Source organism: Candidatus Terasakiella magnetica, from assembly GCF_900093605.1.
In the GTDB taxonomy this organism is placed as follows: domain Bacteria; phylum Pseudomonadota; class Alphaproteobacteria; order Rhodospirillales; family Terasakiellaceae; genus Terasakiella; species Terasakiella magnetica.
Genome location: NZ_FLYE01000047.1, coordinates 192,034 through 207,409 on the forward strand (window position 1 = coordinate 192,034; position 15,376 = coordinate 207,409).

At 43.9% G+C, this 15,376-nt stretch carries 17 protein-coding genes; 4 read left to right on the forward strand and 13 right to left on the reverse strand.

Annotation, left to right across the window (positions count from 1 at the left end):
• Positions 1-126 precede the first annotated feature (126 nt).
• The 9 genes from MTBPR1_RS16495 to MTBPR1_RS18200 all read right to left on the reverse strand — a co-directional run bounded on the left by MTBPR1_RS16495 (position 127) and on the right by MTBPR1_RS18200 (position 8,177).
• Positions 127-2,511, reverse strand: a complete 2,385-nt coding sequence (locus MTBPR1_RS16495) for a VirB4 family type IV secretion/conjugal transfer ATPase (protein WP_069190131.1) — start codon at positions 2,509-2,511, stop codon at positions 127-129.
• Entirely contained in the window at positions 2,501-2,812 is a 312-nt protein-coding gene (locus MTBPR1_RS16500; RefSeq protein WP_069190132.1) for a hypothetical protein, read from the reverse strand. The genes MTBPR1_RS16495 and MTBPR1_RS16500 overlap by 11 nt, the downstream gene beginning before the upstream one ends.
• A 15-nt stretch (positions 2,813-2,827) precedes the next feature.
• A complete protein-coding gene (locus tag MTBPR1_RS16505) occupies positions 2,828-3,148 on the reverse strand; it encodes a TrbC/VirB2 family protein (protein ID WP_069190133.1) in 321 nt (106 codons plus the stop codon).
• Between the two features lie 51 nt (positions 3,149-3,199).
• Positions 3,200-3,604: a hypothetical protein gene (locus MTBPR1_RS16510; RefSeq protein ID WP_069190134.1), complete on the reverse strand. Its 405-nt coding sequence runs from the start codon at positions 3,602-3,604 to the stop codon at positions 3,200-3,202.
• Positions 3,605-3,659: 55 nt separating this feature from the next.
• Positions 3,660-4,898 (reverse strand): hypothetical protein, encoded by a 1,239-nt coding sequence (locus MTBPR1_RS16515; RefSeq protein ID WP_069190135.1) that lies wholly within the window; start codon positions 4,896-4,898, stop codon positions 3,660-3,662.
• A complete protein-coding gene (locus MTBPR1_RS16520) occupies positions 4,898-5,638 on the reverse strand; it encodes a hypothetical protein (protein WP_069190136.1) in 741 nt (246 codons plus the stop codon). Before MTBPR1_RS16520 ends, MTBPR1_RS16515 begins: the two co-directional genes overlap by 1 nt.
• Positions 5,639-5,733: 95 nt before the next feature.
• Positions 5,734-7,560, reverse strand: coding sequence for a type IV secretory system conjugative DNA transfer family protein (locus tag MTBPR1_RS16525; RefSeq protein ID WP_069190137.1), 1,827 nt, complete (start codon positions 7,558-7,560; stop codon positions 5,734-5,736).
• Positions 7,547-7,849, reverse strand: coding sequence for a conjugal transfer protein TraD (gene traD / locus MTBPR1_RS16530; protein WP_205631265.1), 303 nt, complete (start codon positions 7,847-7,849; stop codon positions 7,547-7,549). Before traD ends, MTBPR1_RS16525 begins: the two co-directional genes overlap by 14 nt.
• A 49-nt stretch (positions 7,850-7,898) precedes the next feature.
• Positions 7,899-8,177, reverse strand: coding sequence for a hypothetical protein (locus MTBPR1_RS18200; RefSeq protein WP_069190139.1), 279 nt, complete (start codon positions 8,175-8,177; stop codon positions 7,899-7,901).
• Between the two features lie 242 nt (positions 8,178-8,419).
• Here MTBPR1_RS18200 and MTBPR1_RS16540 point away from each other — a divergent pair, with 242 nt between their 5' ends.
• The gene (locus MTBPR1_RS16540) at positions 8,420-9,310 is read left to right on the forward strand and encodes a type IV pili methyl-accepting chemotaxis transducer N-terminal domain-containing protein (protein ID WP_165602694.1); all 891 of its coding nucleotides are present in this window, start codon (positions 8,420-8,422) and stop codon (positions 9,308-9,310) included.
• A 4-nt stretch (positions 9,311-9,314) separates the two neighbouring features.
• Here MTBPR1_RS16540 and MTBPR1_RS16545 read toward each other — a convergent pair whose 3' ends face one another.
• Positions 9,315-9,512 (reverse strand): hypothetical protein, encoded by a 198-nt coding sequence (locus MTBPR1_RS16545; RefSeq protein WP_069190141.1) that lies wholly within the window; start codon positions 9,510-9,512, stop codon positions 9,315-9,317.
• A 177-nt stretch (positions 9,513-9,689) separates the two neighbouring features.
• Here MTBPR1_RS16545 and MTBPR1_RS16550 point away from each other — a divergent pair, with 177 nt between their 5' ends.
• Positions 9,690-10,496, forward strand: a complete 807-nt coding sequence (locus MTBPR1_RS16550) for a metallophosphoesterase family protein (RefSeq protein ID WP_069190142.1) — start codon at positions 9,690-9,692, stop codon at positions 10,494-10,496.
• A 5-nt stretch (positions 10,497-10,501) separates the two neighbouring features.
• On the opposite strand, the gene MTBPR1_RS16555 is transcribed toward MTBPR1_RS16550, so the two are convergent.
• Both MTBPR1_RS16555 and MTBPR1_RS16560 read right to left on the reverse strand, forming a co-directional pair.
• Positions 10,502-12,175, reverse strand: a complete 1,674-nt coding sequence (locus MTBPR1_RS16555; protein WP_069190143.1) for a sensor domain-containing phosphodiesterase — start codon at positions 12,173-12,175, stop codon at positions 10,502-10,504.
• Between the two features lie 39 nt (positions 12,176-12,214).
• On the reverse strand, positions 12,215-12,850 hold the full coding sequence (locus tag MTBPR1_RS16560; protein ID WP_069190144.1) for an rRNA large subunit pseudouridine synthase E: 636 nt from the start codon (positions 12,848-12,850) through the stop codon (positions 12,215-12,217).
• Positions 12,851-12,903: 53 nt separating this feature from the next.
• Here MTBPR1_RS16560 and MTBPR1_RS16565 point away from each other — a divergent pair, with 53 nt between their 5' ends.
• On the forward strand, positions 12,904-13,260 hold the full coding sequence (locus MTBPR1_RS16565) for a hypothetical protein (RefSeq protein ID WP_069190145.1): 357 nt from the start codon (positions 12,904-12,906) through the stop codon (positions 13,258-13,260).
• 76 nt (positions 13,261-13,336) lie between these two features.
• Here MTBPR1_RS16565 and MTBPR1_RS16570 read toward each other — a convergent pair whose 3' ends face one another.
• Positions 13,337-13,543: a hypothetical protein gene (locus MTBPR1_RS16570; protein ID WP_069190146.1), complete on the reverse strand. Its 207-nt coding sequence runs from the start codon at positions 13,541-13,543 to the stop codon at positions 13,337-13,339.
• 267 nt (positions 13,544-13,810) lie between these two features.
• On the opposite strand from MTBPR1_RS16570, the gene MTBPR1_RS16575 reads away from it, so the two are divergent.
• On the forward strand, positions 13,811-15,223 hold the full coding sequence (locus MTBPR1_RS16575; protein WP_069190147.1) for a tetratricopeptide repeat protein: 1,413 nt from the start codon (positions 13,811-13,813) through the stop codon (positions 15,221-15,223).
• Positions 15,224-15,376: the final 153 nt, after the last annotated feature.

Below are 15,376 nucleotides of genomic sequence, written 5' to 3' on the forward strand. Positions count from 1 at the left end.
CCTTTGGTTTTTATTTCAAGGCAGGCGCAAGGCGAAATAGATCTTTCATCACGGCCATCACCGATGTTATCGCCGGGTTCCTGATTAGAGGAACAAGCAGAGACAATAAATAAAAGGGCGATTACACTAAGCTGCTTGTACGAAATCATCATAGTTTCCTTCTAATTCGAGATAGGCTTGTTTTGGATCTTTAACCTTTGGATCATTCTCCAATGCGATAAGTGCATTGGCGGCATTCACATCTGAGTTAAACATGAAGCGGTCACGGCCAAGAATTGATAGATCTGCTTGGATTGATGCTGAAACTTCGTCTTGCTTGTAAAGCAGGGCATAGTCGCCAGCCGCTTTACCTGTTTCATAGGTCAAGAACTGATACTCTGGTACTTCCATTCCCCACCGGGCAGCAGACTCTTCATTGAATTTTCTATTCCGCCAGAATAGCAAGGTGGCCATCTGGTCTTTGATTGTTCCTTCAAGTTTCAGCTCTCGTATTGTTTCATCGGTTTGGAATGCAAAAACGCCTATGCCACCGATTTTGCGCCATTCGAAAATGATTTCGAAGAGACGCTTTAAAAATTCCTTATTCTTGGCTGCGCCTGCGGTTTCGTCACAGACGAAAGCAAAAGGAACACCATCAGCTGAGTTGATTTCTTCAACAGCAGAAAGGGCATACAGCAAGAACGGCGGTGCAATTTCTTCATTGTCTAGAAATTCCAGGGTATCAATGACCACAAGACGGTTTTTCCGCAACATGGACTGAAGCAAACATTCTTCGGCGTTAAAGATCCAATCAAAATCTGGATCATGAACAAACTTGTGAATTCGTCTGCCGTATTCAGTCCCTTTCAGATGAGTATCCCAAAGAGTTTTTAAGGACCGATGTTCACGAGGGATGTTAGGCAATGCCCTCATAATCCGGCCTAATACCTGGTCTGTTTCAGGGTCACTTAACCCACCTGCTAACATGCGCAACCAGTGCCTGATGTTTTGACGGTTTGCAGCTGTCAATTCTTGCTGAAGAGGATTAAAACCTTGTTTGCTTTCAAGAGAAAGATATGTTCCACCCGCAAATTTTGTGAAAACATACATACCTTTTCTTCGATCAAAGGCTAAAATTCTTACACGGCGGAAGCGTAGAAGTCCTTTAATCAGGAAGGTCAATATTGTTGTTTTACCACCACCTGTTTTCCCAATAAGGGTCGTATGACCAACGGCTTTTGGGTCTTCGGAATTACAAAATTGGAAATTGACTGTACCAGATCCATCAACAGGCTTAAATCGCTGAACAGGGCCATAGCCAAACATGGAGCGTTCTAGTCCCTGTGATTTACCTTCAAGAGCCGACATAGCCGCAATATTGTGGGAGAACATAAATTGATTGCGGAAACGATGAGCAGTACCAGGAAACAGGCTTAGAAAAGCAGCGGCCGATACCGGACCGTCAACGGCAGGGCGCACACCATATCTTGATAGTGGCGATGTTGCTTGGCGGATACGTTTTGAAAGTGTTTCTTCATCTTCAGCATAAACAAGAATTGATACGTGATGATAGCAAACATTATGTTCTTCATCGTTACCTGGTGTTGTCCAATCCTTTGCAGTGACCATTTGGTTTTCAACGGAATCATCCATTTCCAAGGTCAAATCTCTATTGTTTACTTCAGAACGGCTATCTGCGCTGTTTTTGGTTTCAACCAAATGAACGATGGTCATGGGAACATCTTGAGCCAGAACCGATGAAAACATTTCATCGTCCTGGTCATTATTCCAACGCCAAAAACCAATGGAGGCGCCATATATCTTTTCAGGACCGCGAATGAATTCCATCACACCATCAGGGCGCACCTTAAAGCGACTTCCTGTGATGTGCTTTCCAATATCGGTTTTTGCGTTGCCTACTGGGGATGGCCATAGTGGGTTGGCCAGATCTGATAGGTGAGAAAGGAGTTCGTTTTCAGTTTCACTCACTTTGGCCAGCAAACGAGGTTTGTAGTCTGAGAGATGGCTGATCGTTTCTTCTACGGCATCGTTGAGAAGTTTGTAGTCCTCAATAGTTTTAACGGTAAAACTGATGAAATGGCGAAGGTCATAAGTTCTTTCAAACTGGCTTTCCCAGGTTTCATCTGCCCGAGCTAAATGCCTGCGAGCTTGCCTGTTTAGCGGTATAGGTTTGTTCTCAGTCTTGTGAGAGACAATCTTGAAATCAACCCCTAATTCAGCGAGGCTTTGAACCCACGCTTCCCGGCTATAGAGTTTTCTGTATCTGTCTTCAGGAGAAAGAGCTGCGAAATCTTGTCCCATCAGCTCAACTACTTTTGTGCATGTACCGTCACGATCTACGCAAATAGAATCATCATCACCTTCTGTACGATCAAGGTTCAACAGTTCTGATAGTTCACTTTCGTCAAGTTCGAAGTAATACTTCTTACGCTGTGCTTTGACCATAATAGTGACCAAAGCCCAAACGACTACAAAGACTGCGGCAAAATCAATTAAATGGCTAAGCTCCATAAACCCACGCCTTTTCTTTAATTAAATTTTTGGTGTAACTGGTTCCCCACAAGCCAAGCTTGTAACGAGTCTTTAAGGTGATAACGATCCAAGGATCTCGGCGGTATTGTCTCATCCAGTAAAAGTGCCATCCGGCGTAACAAGCCATTGTGGCGAGAGGCAGTACTCCCTCAAAGAAGAGGGAGATCATCACACCGCCAGTAGCAGCAAACATAAAGCCCGGTATGATCAAAGCTTTAGGACAATAGAGCATGTGCTGTGGCATTCCCAAGGCTGGTAAAAGTGGTACAGTGGCACCCATAGTGAGATCCCTTCCTTAATCGACTTGAAAAACGTTATCTGAAAAGAGTTTGTCTTTAAGGTTTGGAGCAGCCGCGAGGATAAAGCCTGCAAGAACGACACTACCGATCCAGCCCCAAGGCTTACCTTTGGCAAGTAACCAGCCAGCAATACCTAGAGTGGCAAAAAAGAAAGCACCTTGAATAACAATGTTTCCGTCATTCAAAAAGTCGTTGATGAGTTCTTTAAATTCGTCACCAACAACCTGAGCTGATGCGGGCTCTGTAAAGGAAAGAAATGTCATCAATGTTAGGCCGATAAAGGAGAAAGATTTTGTTGTTAAGGTGGTGGTCTTCATGGTGTTTTGTCCCTTGTTAGGCATGTATAAAAAAAAGATAAAAAGTTAAAATTATATAGCTGAAAGGCGCTTAAAACCTTGTGTTTCAGCTATGTATGTGATAGTTTTAAAAGATGATAAATCTTTGTTTTTGAAAGACTTAACGATGGAAGAACTGGTAAATTGGGCAAGCGCAACGAGCGCAGATGTGTGGAAAGACTTTCTGCACTGGTTAGAGTTTGAGATGCATTTGTATATTCTTGCTGCCTTTGAATGGATTGGAGATACAGCAGCATGGAAAGCGATCATGAGCGTATACAGTGATTTGCCAAGACCTATCCAGTTCGGCATAGTTATAGGCATTGCCGGAGCTGTAATAAGAGGGCTTGTATACCTTGTAAGTTCAGCTATTGGGGCAACTCTAGGAATTGCATTGGGAGCAATTTTAGGCTTTATTTGGCTATCTATTGTATTCATCGTATCGGTTCCATTCATTCTGTTGAAAAAAGCTATTAAGTGGGGGAGGCATAAGTTATCCCCCTCCAAACTTGCTGCCGATACCCTTGCCGAGATTGATGACAGCACCGCTAGTGTTTTTGCCGAGACTGCCAAGTTGTCCTCCGACAGCCATTGTGCCTCGTCCAGCTAGTTTCGATCCTTTAACTGTCATTCCAGCCGTTTTGGCTGCTGCCATCGTTGCTGCGATAATGGCGATTGGGGATGCGTCACTAGGCCCACCTACGATCTGAGAAACAGTTCTAGCGCCTACAAACATCAGCAAGATTGAAAGCAAGCCCACACCAATCACCAGGAGATAGAAGTCAATGGCTCCGCCAGCAGTTGTTACTTCTGGGATTTGGATGCCGAACGTGTCAGTGAGTTCGGCAATTTCATTTTTGCATTTGGTCTTATATTCAGTTGAGAAATGTTCAATACAGCCAGTGAGACGCTTGGTTGCACTCAACACAGTCACGACCAGAGACAACCCAAAAGACGGAACAACAATGGTACATAAACCGTTCATCACGGTCTTTCCTGATGCTTTTGCAATAGGGCGTGTAAACTTTGGTCCTGCGCAGGGAATAATGAGTGGGGAAAGAATAAAAACAAACATCACATAGGCATGTGAACGCACAACCAAGAAAAAGTAAAAAAAGCTTACAAGGCCAAAAATAAAAGAGATAAAAAAACCGAAAACGTAACTACTGGCACTCGCTTTTGCACTTGAGACCATAGTCCAGAGAGTTTGTTTGTCTATGAGTGCAAAGCCTAGATCGCTAAGGTTGCCAACTTGTGCATCAAGTAATGCGGTCAGATCAGCAATAGGTTCTCTTTCGACATTTGAAATTGCTTCTAAGGGAATGCCGATTAGGTATGCTGCTTCAATGATGAGTGATTTTGAGATCCAAACGCAATAATCAATAAGGATTTGAACCGCAGGCCATAACCAAGGGCCGATAGCTGAGTTCATGGCAAGAAGTGTCATAAATGATACAGCGCCAATTACGGTATCTCTTGTAAATTTTTGATTAGTAAGTCGATTAAAAACATAGACGATGACCGCCAGCATAAAGAAACCAGCCCATATGACATTGGCCACTTCATTGCCAATCCACATATAGAATGTTGGAGCCAGTTTTTTCATGATTGATGCATAGGCTTGGGTCAAATTACCTGTTAATTCATACTCAGGTAGAGCGCCACCAATTGCGTTTCCCGCACTGTTGGCAGTATCCCCAAACCAGTCTAATGCATCGTCAAAAATGCTCATTAATCGTCACCTGTGGCTTCTTCAACAGGGACTTGATCCATGAGCTGTGCGGCTTCCATGTTCACATATGAAGCCAAGATATTGTTGCGTTCCAAATCTTGCTCATATCGCGCCAGTTCAACGGAAATCAAAATACGAACGAGCGAATTCAAATCCGCTGGGCTGTTACCCATGGTTGCCAGTTCGGTCTTTGTTTGGTTGACTGATAGGCTGGAACCGTTAATGCGGTTGCCTGCACCTAACGCTGTTTTGATCGTTTTAATTCTGTAGGATTTCTGGCGTTCTAATGCCTCTTCCTTGCCAATTGGATAGTAGTGAGGTCGTTTATAGGCAGCTGCTTCTTCGCCTGAACCGGATTCAATAGTAAGCTTTGTTCCTTTCTTGACTTTTTTGTAGGTAAAGAGGACTTCATCTACAGCTTCGAAGGCTGATTTCATACAGCTGAGATCAAATTCTGGCAGATCAATACCCGGTATTTCAATGCCGGAGATTGGCGGGATCATGCCTTCAATACCGCAAGCTTTGAGAGCATTGTTGGCAGCATTAGAAGCGCGATTAACCCACTTAAAAGCATCGACACCAACAGTTGCACCATCTCCTATTGCCTTATTCAGGTCTTCTGCTTGATCAAGGATGCCTGTTACTTTTTCAGTAGTTTCCTTACTGCTTTTAAGAATTTTCCTTGTCTCAACGGTCTGTTTGACAACACTGGTATTTGTGGTGGCATCAAACGTTGGCATGCCGCCTGCGTAGATAGTGGAAGAATAGCTTATTAGAACTAGTGTTATTATTGGTATTATCCCTAATAACCGTAATAGTAAGATTGTTTTTTCCATTATACGCCCCCTGTAAACTGGTATGGATTAGGATCAAACTTCCCGGTAAAATGCGGGTGTTCGTAGTACTTCACTCGTTTGGCCCGTAATGGCGGCTGGCCAACGGTTTGAATAATGATTTGATCCATTGAGAGTGTACGCAGCTCATCAGCTGTGATGAGGTGACGTTCTTTGTGCGTGATGCTTTCACCTTGATTGCTAGACCATGTACCAGCAATTCGGTCCATTTGTTGGCTATCACCTGCACCTTTCGTTGTGGTCCGGTCAACAATTGTGGTCTTGCCAATGAGATCTGCAACGCGAGTGGCATTACCAGGCGTAATGCCGAAATATTGGAAAACGTTAAAACCTTCGAAAAAGGCTTTTGCCTTGGCACTATCCCATCTGGCCTCAAGTTGGTGATAGCTTTGAACAATCGCCCAAATGGAGGCACCCATGCCAGCTAAGGCCGCTTGGCTTGTTTCCAAAACAGGCAAATACCCAAGGCGGGGCATTTCATCCAAAATGTAAAGAATGCGTTTTTCGACAGCTCCATGTGCCCTCATGACTTCATGGAGTAGGGCTGTTATGACAATCCTTGCGAATTGAGGTTGTGTTTCAAGCATTTCCAAAGGAACACCAATGAACACATCGGTTTCACCGTCAAGGATATCGCGTGATTTGAACGGAGTACCAATTTCACCGCAAAGGGTTTTACAGGTTCCAACATCCTCAAGGAATGCCAGCCAGGTACGAGCGATTTTTACAATTGAGGCATAGCCCCGCATATTGCCTTTAAACTCGTTTAAATCGATAATTGCACGTGATAATGAACCGTTTGCTATTTCTGTGCGGTCTATCCAGTTTTCAATAAGGGTGTCAGGGTCTTTGTGGAAACAATAGTTGCGAACAGTCTCAAGTGTACGGGGGCCTTCAACTTCTTCTTCAGGTGCGCAGCATACCCAAATAATGAATGTCACAATGATACCAGCAGGGGCATCAACCCAAAAAGGATCGGTTACCTTTTCTGATGCCGTTGGTTTTAGGTTTGCTGCAACTTCTTGTACTTGACTGTAAAAACTAGAAGATTGTGGATCTAAAAAGTCCAGAACGTTTAAACTCGTTCTTGAAACACATGCTGCTACGCCATTTTTTTCAAAGTGTTTTTCAATTTTGCTGGCAATATTCAACGGGTCTAGCAAGCAGACCTTATGGCCTTTAGCCCATCGGTTACGCCCCCAAATAAAAAAATTCTCAATCTTTGGATCAAGGCAGACAACGGGGCCATCCCATTCAAGGCCGTTTACACATACTGATGATACACCTTTTCCGCCTCGCGTGACGCATTCTGTAAAGATATGACCCGGATTTCTTAGCCTAAGAAATTTACCATCATCCGATTGGGCTAGAATGACTCCTTCCTTATCGCCATAGACTTTCTTAGCTTCCTTTTGTGACATCAAACGTCCGGTGCCATGAGTGCCACTCTTGGCGCGATCTGCACCAGTAAGTTTCTCAGAGGTTCCTAGTTTTTTTATGTTTGCGCCAAAAATACCTTGTGCGAGAAAGTAGCTTGAAAACAGCAGGGCTATACCGCTAACAAAAATCAATGGTCGGTCTAATTGTGGCAATATCTCACGCCATACGCTTAAATCATCCCATTCTGCAGCAATGATTTGAAAGCCTAACCATGCATCTTGCAAGCAATAGCCAATCCAGACATATGAAGTGATAGCTAACAAGATAAGGGGAATTGGCTTTTTCCAAATAAAAATAAAAATCATGCCAGGTAAAACCAACAGAGGGGCAATAACACCTAGTTCAAAAGAAAGGTTAGGAAGGAGCATGTTGATCTCCTTCTTCTAAATTTTCTTTTTCGTCTTTGAATTTGGCTTTACCGTCCAAGCGCCAGGACGAAATTAAGAGATCTCGTTCAGGCCCTTCCAGTCGTTCTGCGATATGAAGGAACATACCGTAGAGTGTTGCAGCAAGGTTGGCGGCTTCTGCTCCATCTGTCTGCAAGTCAATAGTTGCAGGGATTTCAAGCGAAGTGAGTATTCCTGCTTTGTCCGCAAGACCACTGATCTGCGCAAACAAACGTGTCCGTTGTTTACGGTATTTCTTATTCTCGGCCACTTGTACCCCCTTTAAGCGCTCAACCATAATTCCTAGATGGAGAATGCGCCTACGGAGCTTCTTTAACTTCTGAGATGCTTTTTTTGATTTTTGCTTGAAATCGGGTAGGGAGTTTTGGAAGGACAGCCTCGTACATTTTTTGTTGTTCTTCTTTTGATGCATGTTCAAAATACATCAGTGCGACGGTAATATCGTTGTCCGTCATTTCAACGATTTCTAAGCGTTCAGCAATGTCACCGAATTTCCCCTTTTCTTTGGCGACCTGTTCGTCATACATGTTTTTTGCTTGTTCGAGCTTCTCTGCGGCCTGTTTCAACTTCGAAACCATTTACTTCCCCTATTTTTCCATTGACAAATTAAGGATTTATCAACACTATTGATTTCAAATACTCAGTTATGAGTAAGTCGCCGTTGAATTTGGTGGGTAGCTCCAGCTACCAATTTGAAAAGGGGCTTAGGTTTTTACCTAGGTCCCTTTTTCTATGCCCAATTTGTATTATTTTACCCATGGTCATATCTTATCTTTTTGAGTAAACTGTGCGTTGGGTGAATATGAAGCAGGTTTGGAATATGTATTTTCTACGGCAGATGAGTGTGACTGCGGCGGTTTTTCTTTTTGCACTTTCAATTGTGCAGGATACGCATGCCAATGCATCTCTTGAAAATCAAAAAATAGAAATTCTCAATAAGCTAAAAATGCTCACACAAAGCGTTGCCACCTCAGCTTGCTACATCGGAAGCTTTTATGAAGCTGATCGATATAGTGGAAAGCTCAGCCAATCTATTGATACCTTTAATGCCAATCTGGATAAGTTGATCAATGGGGAAGAGATTACGGATTTCCCAAAAGAAGATGACCCGAAGATTCTCGCTCAATTAAAGAAACTCGATACAAACTGGAAGCTCTTGCAATTCGCATCAGATATTTTACTGCGCACAAGCAAGTTGCCGGGGCTTGATGTCGATATTATTGCTGAATTTAATATGCCGACGCTTGAGCAAGCTGATCGTGCCATTTCAGCAATGGAACAGCAATATACGAGCACAAAAAGCGACCAGGCCAATATCAGGACGTTGCAGCTCATTGGGGATCAGGTCGTGTTGGTCCAAAAAATTACAAAGGAGTTCTGCCTGATTTCCTATCAGTATGCTTCGGTTAAAGATCGTCAAAGGCTGCGTGATGCAGTCCGTCTATTTGATCAAAACCTGATGGACTTAACAAAAGGGAATTCTGCTGAAAATATTTTATCCGCACCGACAAAGGGGATTGTGAAAACTCTCGGTCGTGTCAGTGATAATTGGGAAGACCCGCGCGAGATTTTGTTGAAAATTGCAGACGGTAAGCATGCAACATATGATGATTTTGATGAAATCACTTATATGAATAAGAAATTGGTCAAATATAACAAAATCGCTCAGTCACAGTTTTTACGATATTTTCAAAGTCAGAGTGGTGAATAGGCGATTATTTTGAAGACTGTTTTATGAAATGATCAAACTTGCTGTTTGCCAGTTCTTCTAGATTAATAATTGTTTCAGAAATCACATCACAAATATCAGCACATCCAATGGTGCCAAGCTTCAGTTTGCCTGTATTGCAGTTGAAACAATGCCTTTCTGCCTGAAGCAGGATATGGTCAACTTGTTTTTTTTCAGGAGCCATTTGGATAAGACTTTAAAGTTATAATTATTCTAATAAGCGCCTTATAGTCATTTCTGAGCGCGATATCTATCTCGTATAAATACGTATGTATGAAAAATCTGTTTCATCTTTAAATTTGATTAAAGTCTTTCGCTGGCATATATTTATAAAAAGCTAAATAAAATGAGGGGCTTTAAAATGAAAGTCCTAGCCGTATCAGATCTACATTTGGAAACCCGCACCTCTGAGAGCAAGCCGTTAGAGTTTGATGCACAAGGGGCCGATCTGCTTATCCTTGCAGGTGATATTGATGAGGGGGAGCGTGGCTTTTTATGGGCTGTGCGCATGGCTGAGCGTTATAATCTGCCAACGGTCTATATTAATGGAAATCATGAATATTGGGGCAGTGGCCTACATTTAAAGGACTTGCTCGCTAATAAGGCTGAAAGTTATCGCGAACGCGGCATCCCCATTTGGTTTTTAGAACGAGATATTGCTTATATTCCGGTCAATGAACATATGGTGCGGGTTTTAGGGGCGACCCTTTGGTCGGATTTCGCCTTAAATGGTGAGGATGGCCAAGATGAGGCCATGAAGATCGCAGGCCAACATATGCCGGATTACCGCCATATTCGAACTCATCCTTGGAAAGTTTGGCAAAAACTTACACCTAAAGATACTTTAGAAATGTGTGAAGAAACCATCCACTGGATGTGGGAAGAGGCTATCCACCCCTATGAACATGGGCCGACCATTTTTGTCACCCACAATGCCCCGTCCTTTCAGTCTGTACATGATGAACATAACGGGCACGTGCTTTCACCTGTGTTTTCGTCAAATTTTGAAGAGTTGATCGATTTTGCCCATGTGTCTTTGTGGGTGCATGGCCATGTACATCATAGTGTGGACTATGTGATCCATGACACCCGTGTGGTCTGCAATCCTCATGGCTATTTTGGCAATGAAAATACTGACTATGATGGACATAAACTGATTGAGATTTAATCAGCTTATTTCTTTTTAACCTTGGATTTCGGGGCGAATTTACGTGAATAGAGATAGGGGTCAGGGTCTGGCTTTCCAAAGAACCAGCCTTGTCCATAATCAATTCCGCATTCTTTCATGTGATAGGCCATTTGTTCATCTTCAACCATTTCGGCAACGGTTTCGATTTTCAAATCACGACACATGTTTGCCATGGCTTTTAACAGGTCATGGCCTTTATCGGTTGAATAGGCGCGCTTAACAACAGGGCCATCAAATTTAACGACATCAACATCTAACGCGTTGAGATAGTCAAAACTCGCCGCACCTGCGCCAAAATCATCCAGACAAATTTCAAAACCAAGCTCTCTGAAAGATTGAATAGTGTTATTCACTTTTTGCAAATCATCAATCTTTGCGGATTCTGTAATCTCAAACAGAAGTTTCTTTGAAAGACTTGGGTCTTCTTTAACAAGGCATAATAAGGATTGCATAAAGGCCTCATTACCAACCGTTGCCCCGGATAAGTTTACGGCAACGGGCGGAATGGCTTTGCGTTTGTTGTAACGCGTGACTTCTTCAATGCATTTTTCAACAATTGCCATATCAAGTTCAGAAATAATCCCGACTTCTTCAGCAAGATTAATCATGTGATATGGAGATTGACCGCCATGTTCGCCTCTAAAGCGCACAAGCCCTTCAAAGTGATGGACATAACCACGGTTTAGATCGTTGATCGGCATGTAATAAATATCAAAATCACGTGTTCGTGAAATTTCTTTGATGAAATCAACATTTTTCACCGTATTGTTCATCATGCCTGAAAGAACATCGGAAATATTATCTTCCCGCAGGGAGCCCTGATTCTCACAGAATTTCTGCATGGTATGCATCATGGCACGACTGACTTGATCTTCACTCATGTCAGCGCCATCGACTTCTAATGTGGAGGAAATCGCCTGTACCATCGCACCGGCAGGGTGGATGTTTTTCGCTAATTCTTCAATTTTGCTGTTAACACTATCTGCATCAACTTCTTTAGAGTGGGCAAAACTGAAACTGTCTTCATCAATCCGGCTTGCTGTGTCGCCACCAATTGAGTTTTCATTCAATAAATCAGAAATTTCGTCCAAGATTTTCTGTTTATCTTCTCCGTCAACTTCTTGAAGCAATTTATCAAGCTGGTTGACCTTAACCATGGAAACCTGAGCATCCCCACCGGCGCGAATAAAGGAACTGATCCTTTCTGATGCAGCCTGAGAGAAGGATTCGGCATCCAGAAGGTCTGTGTCTTGGTCACGGCGAAGCGGATTGATTTTGCCAAAGGAATCTTTTTTGGGTTCAACTTTTATGGCTAAGAAAAAATGATTGTTAAAATCAGGTACGCGATAACCAGACAGAACAATACGCAGCTTTGCCCCTTTAGGGCCTTTCAGGTGAAGTGTCACATCATCAAGTCGGCCTTTGTTACTGGCCGTATCCATCAGCTCGTCCACCAACAGATGGTCGTCTTCATGGATGTAATCAAGGAAATTGGTTTTTCTCATTTGGGCAGGTTTTTTGCCCAGCAGAACGGGCGTTGCCCCTGCAACAAACTCGATCATGCGAGAATCGTTGAGCTCAAATAGTAAGTCTGCTCGGCAAAAGGCTAATGCGACGAAGCGGTCTTTTTCTCTTATTGATGTATCACTGGCTGTCATGCCTGTTTTTCTCCCCGTTGGAGAATAGCTTAATGGTTTCTAGTTTCTGTTTCTACGGTGTTTTTGATTATTTTGTCGCTTATGGAATGTTTTTTTACGCTCAACCGGGACTTTAGGCAGGTCATCCTCATTAATTGAAGCCTCAAGCCATTGACCTGTTTCTAAATTGTCTAAATTCCAGGGACCAATGGCATAGCGAATCAATCGTAAGGTGGGGAATCCAACAGCTGCTGTCATGCGCCGCACTTGGCGATTTTTCCCTTCTGTAATGCTGAGTTCAATCCAACTGGTGGGGATATTAGCCCTAAACCTGACAGCAGGCGTGCGCTCCCAAAGGTTTTCTGGTTCATCCATCAGGCGCACTTTTGCCGGGCGTGTTTTGCCATCCTTTAAAGTGACACCGTTTTTAAGCATGGTGAGGGCTTCTTGGGTGGGGACGCCTTCCACCTGAACCCAATAGGTTTTGGGCAGCTTGAATTTAGGATGAGAAATACGCGCCTGAAGCTTTCCATCTCCAGTAAGAAGCAAAAGCCCCTCGCTGTCTTTATCGAGGCGACCTGCGGCATAGACCTTGGGAATATCAATATAATCAGCCAGTGTTTCGCGCTTAATTCCCTCATCGGTGAATTGGCACAGTACATTAAAAGGTTTGTTGAATAAGATAATTTTCGACATGGCTATCTTTATCTAATAAGTATGAGCATAAGGCAATCAATTAGGAAATAATCATGGCTCAAGGTTCGGATAACGCATGCTTTTCACATATTACGGACCCGCAATTGCGTGAGATTATCACCCAGTCTTTATCTGAGATGACGACCTTGTTAGAAGAAACACCCTGTTTATCGGCTGTCTCACTGGCTGATCAGCTTAATGAAATTAAGAAAGTTGCCTTTGAGAAAATGTATGCCATTGGTCGCGAAACGATGGAACGTGATCGCTCAGAAGAAGTCTTAAAAGCAATCCGTTCCTTACAGGATGCTTTTGGGCAGATCATTGTTGCAATCTCCCCCATGGATAGCGTGCGTTTGTGCCTTAAAGAAACATGGCTGAAAGAATTGAAGGGTGAGCTTCCCCAAGACTGATCCGCAATAGCCATAAAAAAACGACCCTTCATGGCAAAGGGCCGTCTTTTTATTTTGGTGTCTTCGCTTAACTTTATTAGTGAGTGCGAACTTTTTGGTAGAGTTTGCGGTCTTCCAGTGCGACTTCACTCAGAGTCTGCATTTGCAGATCATCACGTTCATTGGTTAGATGAACATGCATAGGCAGGTTCGGGAGTTCAATAAGGCGTGTGGCAATCCATACAGTCTCTGGATGGCCGACCTTGAAAAACCGGTCACCCGGCTGGACGTGTGCTTTAGCCATTGTTTCCTCACAATCAGAAATTTGATATCATTTAACTTGCCTCTATCTTTGAGCAAAAAAGTTAAGAAACCTTTGATGTGAGGTTTTTTTGAGAAAAAAAAGTTTTTCGTATATAATAATAAGTGGGCGTTGATCCTTTTTGTTTTCATTAAAGAAATATTAGGATTCACATAGGATTATGGGAGAACCTATATTAGGAGTCTTATAGGCTTGTTTTCGCATGCGGCGGAAATATCAGCCTAGGACATAAGCAAAAGGAACAAAAGCGTGTTTGGGAAGACAAAACGCTATGCTGCACTTTTCGCTGTGGGTTTGACCATGTCTGCTTGCGGCGCGATTCAGGAAGGCAGTCTGCTTGATCCCGTATTCTGGGAACGCAGTGCTTTTTCAAAAACATCTGGTGGCCTCGTTGCTGCAGATAAAGGGTTGGCTGAACTGGTGAAGGGGAATTACCTTCCCGCAGAAGCTCTCTTTGATGAGGCTTTAGAAGCTGACCCCCACAATGTATATGCTTTGCTCGGCAAAGCCATGATTTATCAAAACACAGGGCAGATCACCCGTGCGCGCTCCTTATATGAAGCGGTACTGGCACAGCGCCCAGATGAAAGCATGAATGTGGTCATCTGGAGTGACAGCACGCCTCGCAATGTTTCAGAAGTGGCGAGCATGAACCTCTCCATGATCGATTCTGGTGGTGTTGTTGGTAATATGGCAACGGGCGCGGCTGGTGTGGATAAACCAGCACAACTTGGCGGGCGTCCCGGTCAAGGTGTTGGCGGTGGTGCGGGTAACTATGGTTATCTGGCCCCAAGTAATGCCACAACCGCTATGCGCCAAACCGATATGCGCATGTCCTCAGGTGCGATCCCTGAAATGGGCATGGATGAAGGTACACGAAATATCGTGTCGCGCTTTACCACATTGCGTGACTTGCTCGATCAAGGCTTAATCACACCGGAAGAATATAAGATTCGTCGTCAACGCAATGTTGGCTCGCTCGTTCCGTTGACATCTAAGCCACCGGCAGCTGGGCTTGATCGTCCGGTACCGAGCTCGGCACAAGTCTCTGGTCGTTTGCGCGCTATTGGCCGTGCATTAGAGATGCGCGCCATCACGATTGAGCAACATGCGGCTGAGCGCAAAATGATTCTTGATGCGTTAATGCCTGATACACCGCTTATCTTGGCAAACCCGGCTGTGCCGCCCAAAGGCCTGATGGCATCTGCCGATACGGTGCGTCGCCTAGAAGGGCTGAAACAAGAAGGTTTGATCTCTTCTGATGAATATTCACGCGAGCGCGCCTCTATTGAAAAAGGCCTCCAGCCCGCACCACCACGAACTGGTGGGTTTATGACAAAACCCACATCAGGTGGGGCAAACGCTTTAACACCGCGTAAAGCCATGAGAACAGGCGGACCGCAGCCTGCGGTCCATTTGGCCTCATATAAGTCTAAACGAGACGCCAGTCGCGGTTGGACGCAGCTTAAGCGCACACACCGTAGCCTGTTAGGTGGTTTACAGTCCGAAGTCTCTCAAGTGAACCTTGGGCCAGGCAAGGGCGTTTTCTACCGTTTGCTGGCTGGACCATTGGATAGTAAGGGCGAAGCGTCTAACCTTTGCCGTAAGTTAAAGTCGAAACGTCAGTTCTGTGAACCCGGATTCATGGGGACCAACGGTTAGACTCAAATAAATTTCTTCCCAAATACCAAGGGAGGTTGTGCATATAGGGCGCAACCTCCTTTTTGTTTGTCTAGGGTTTAAAATAAATAGAATTAAAAAAGCGCAGGTTTCAGCCGTTTTTGAATTTATTTTGTGCAAATGCGAAAAAAAAGC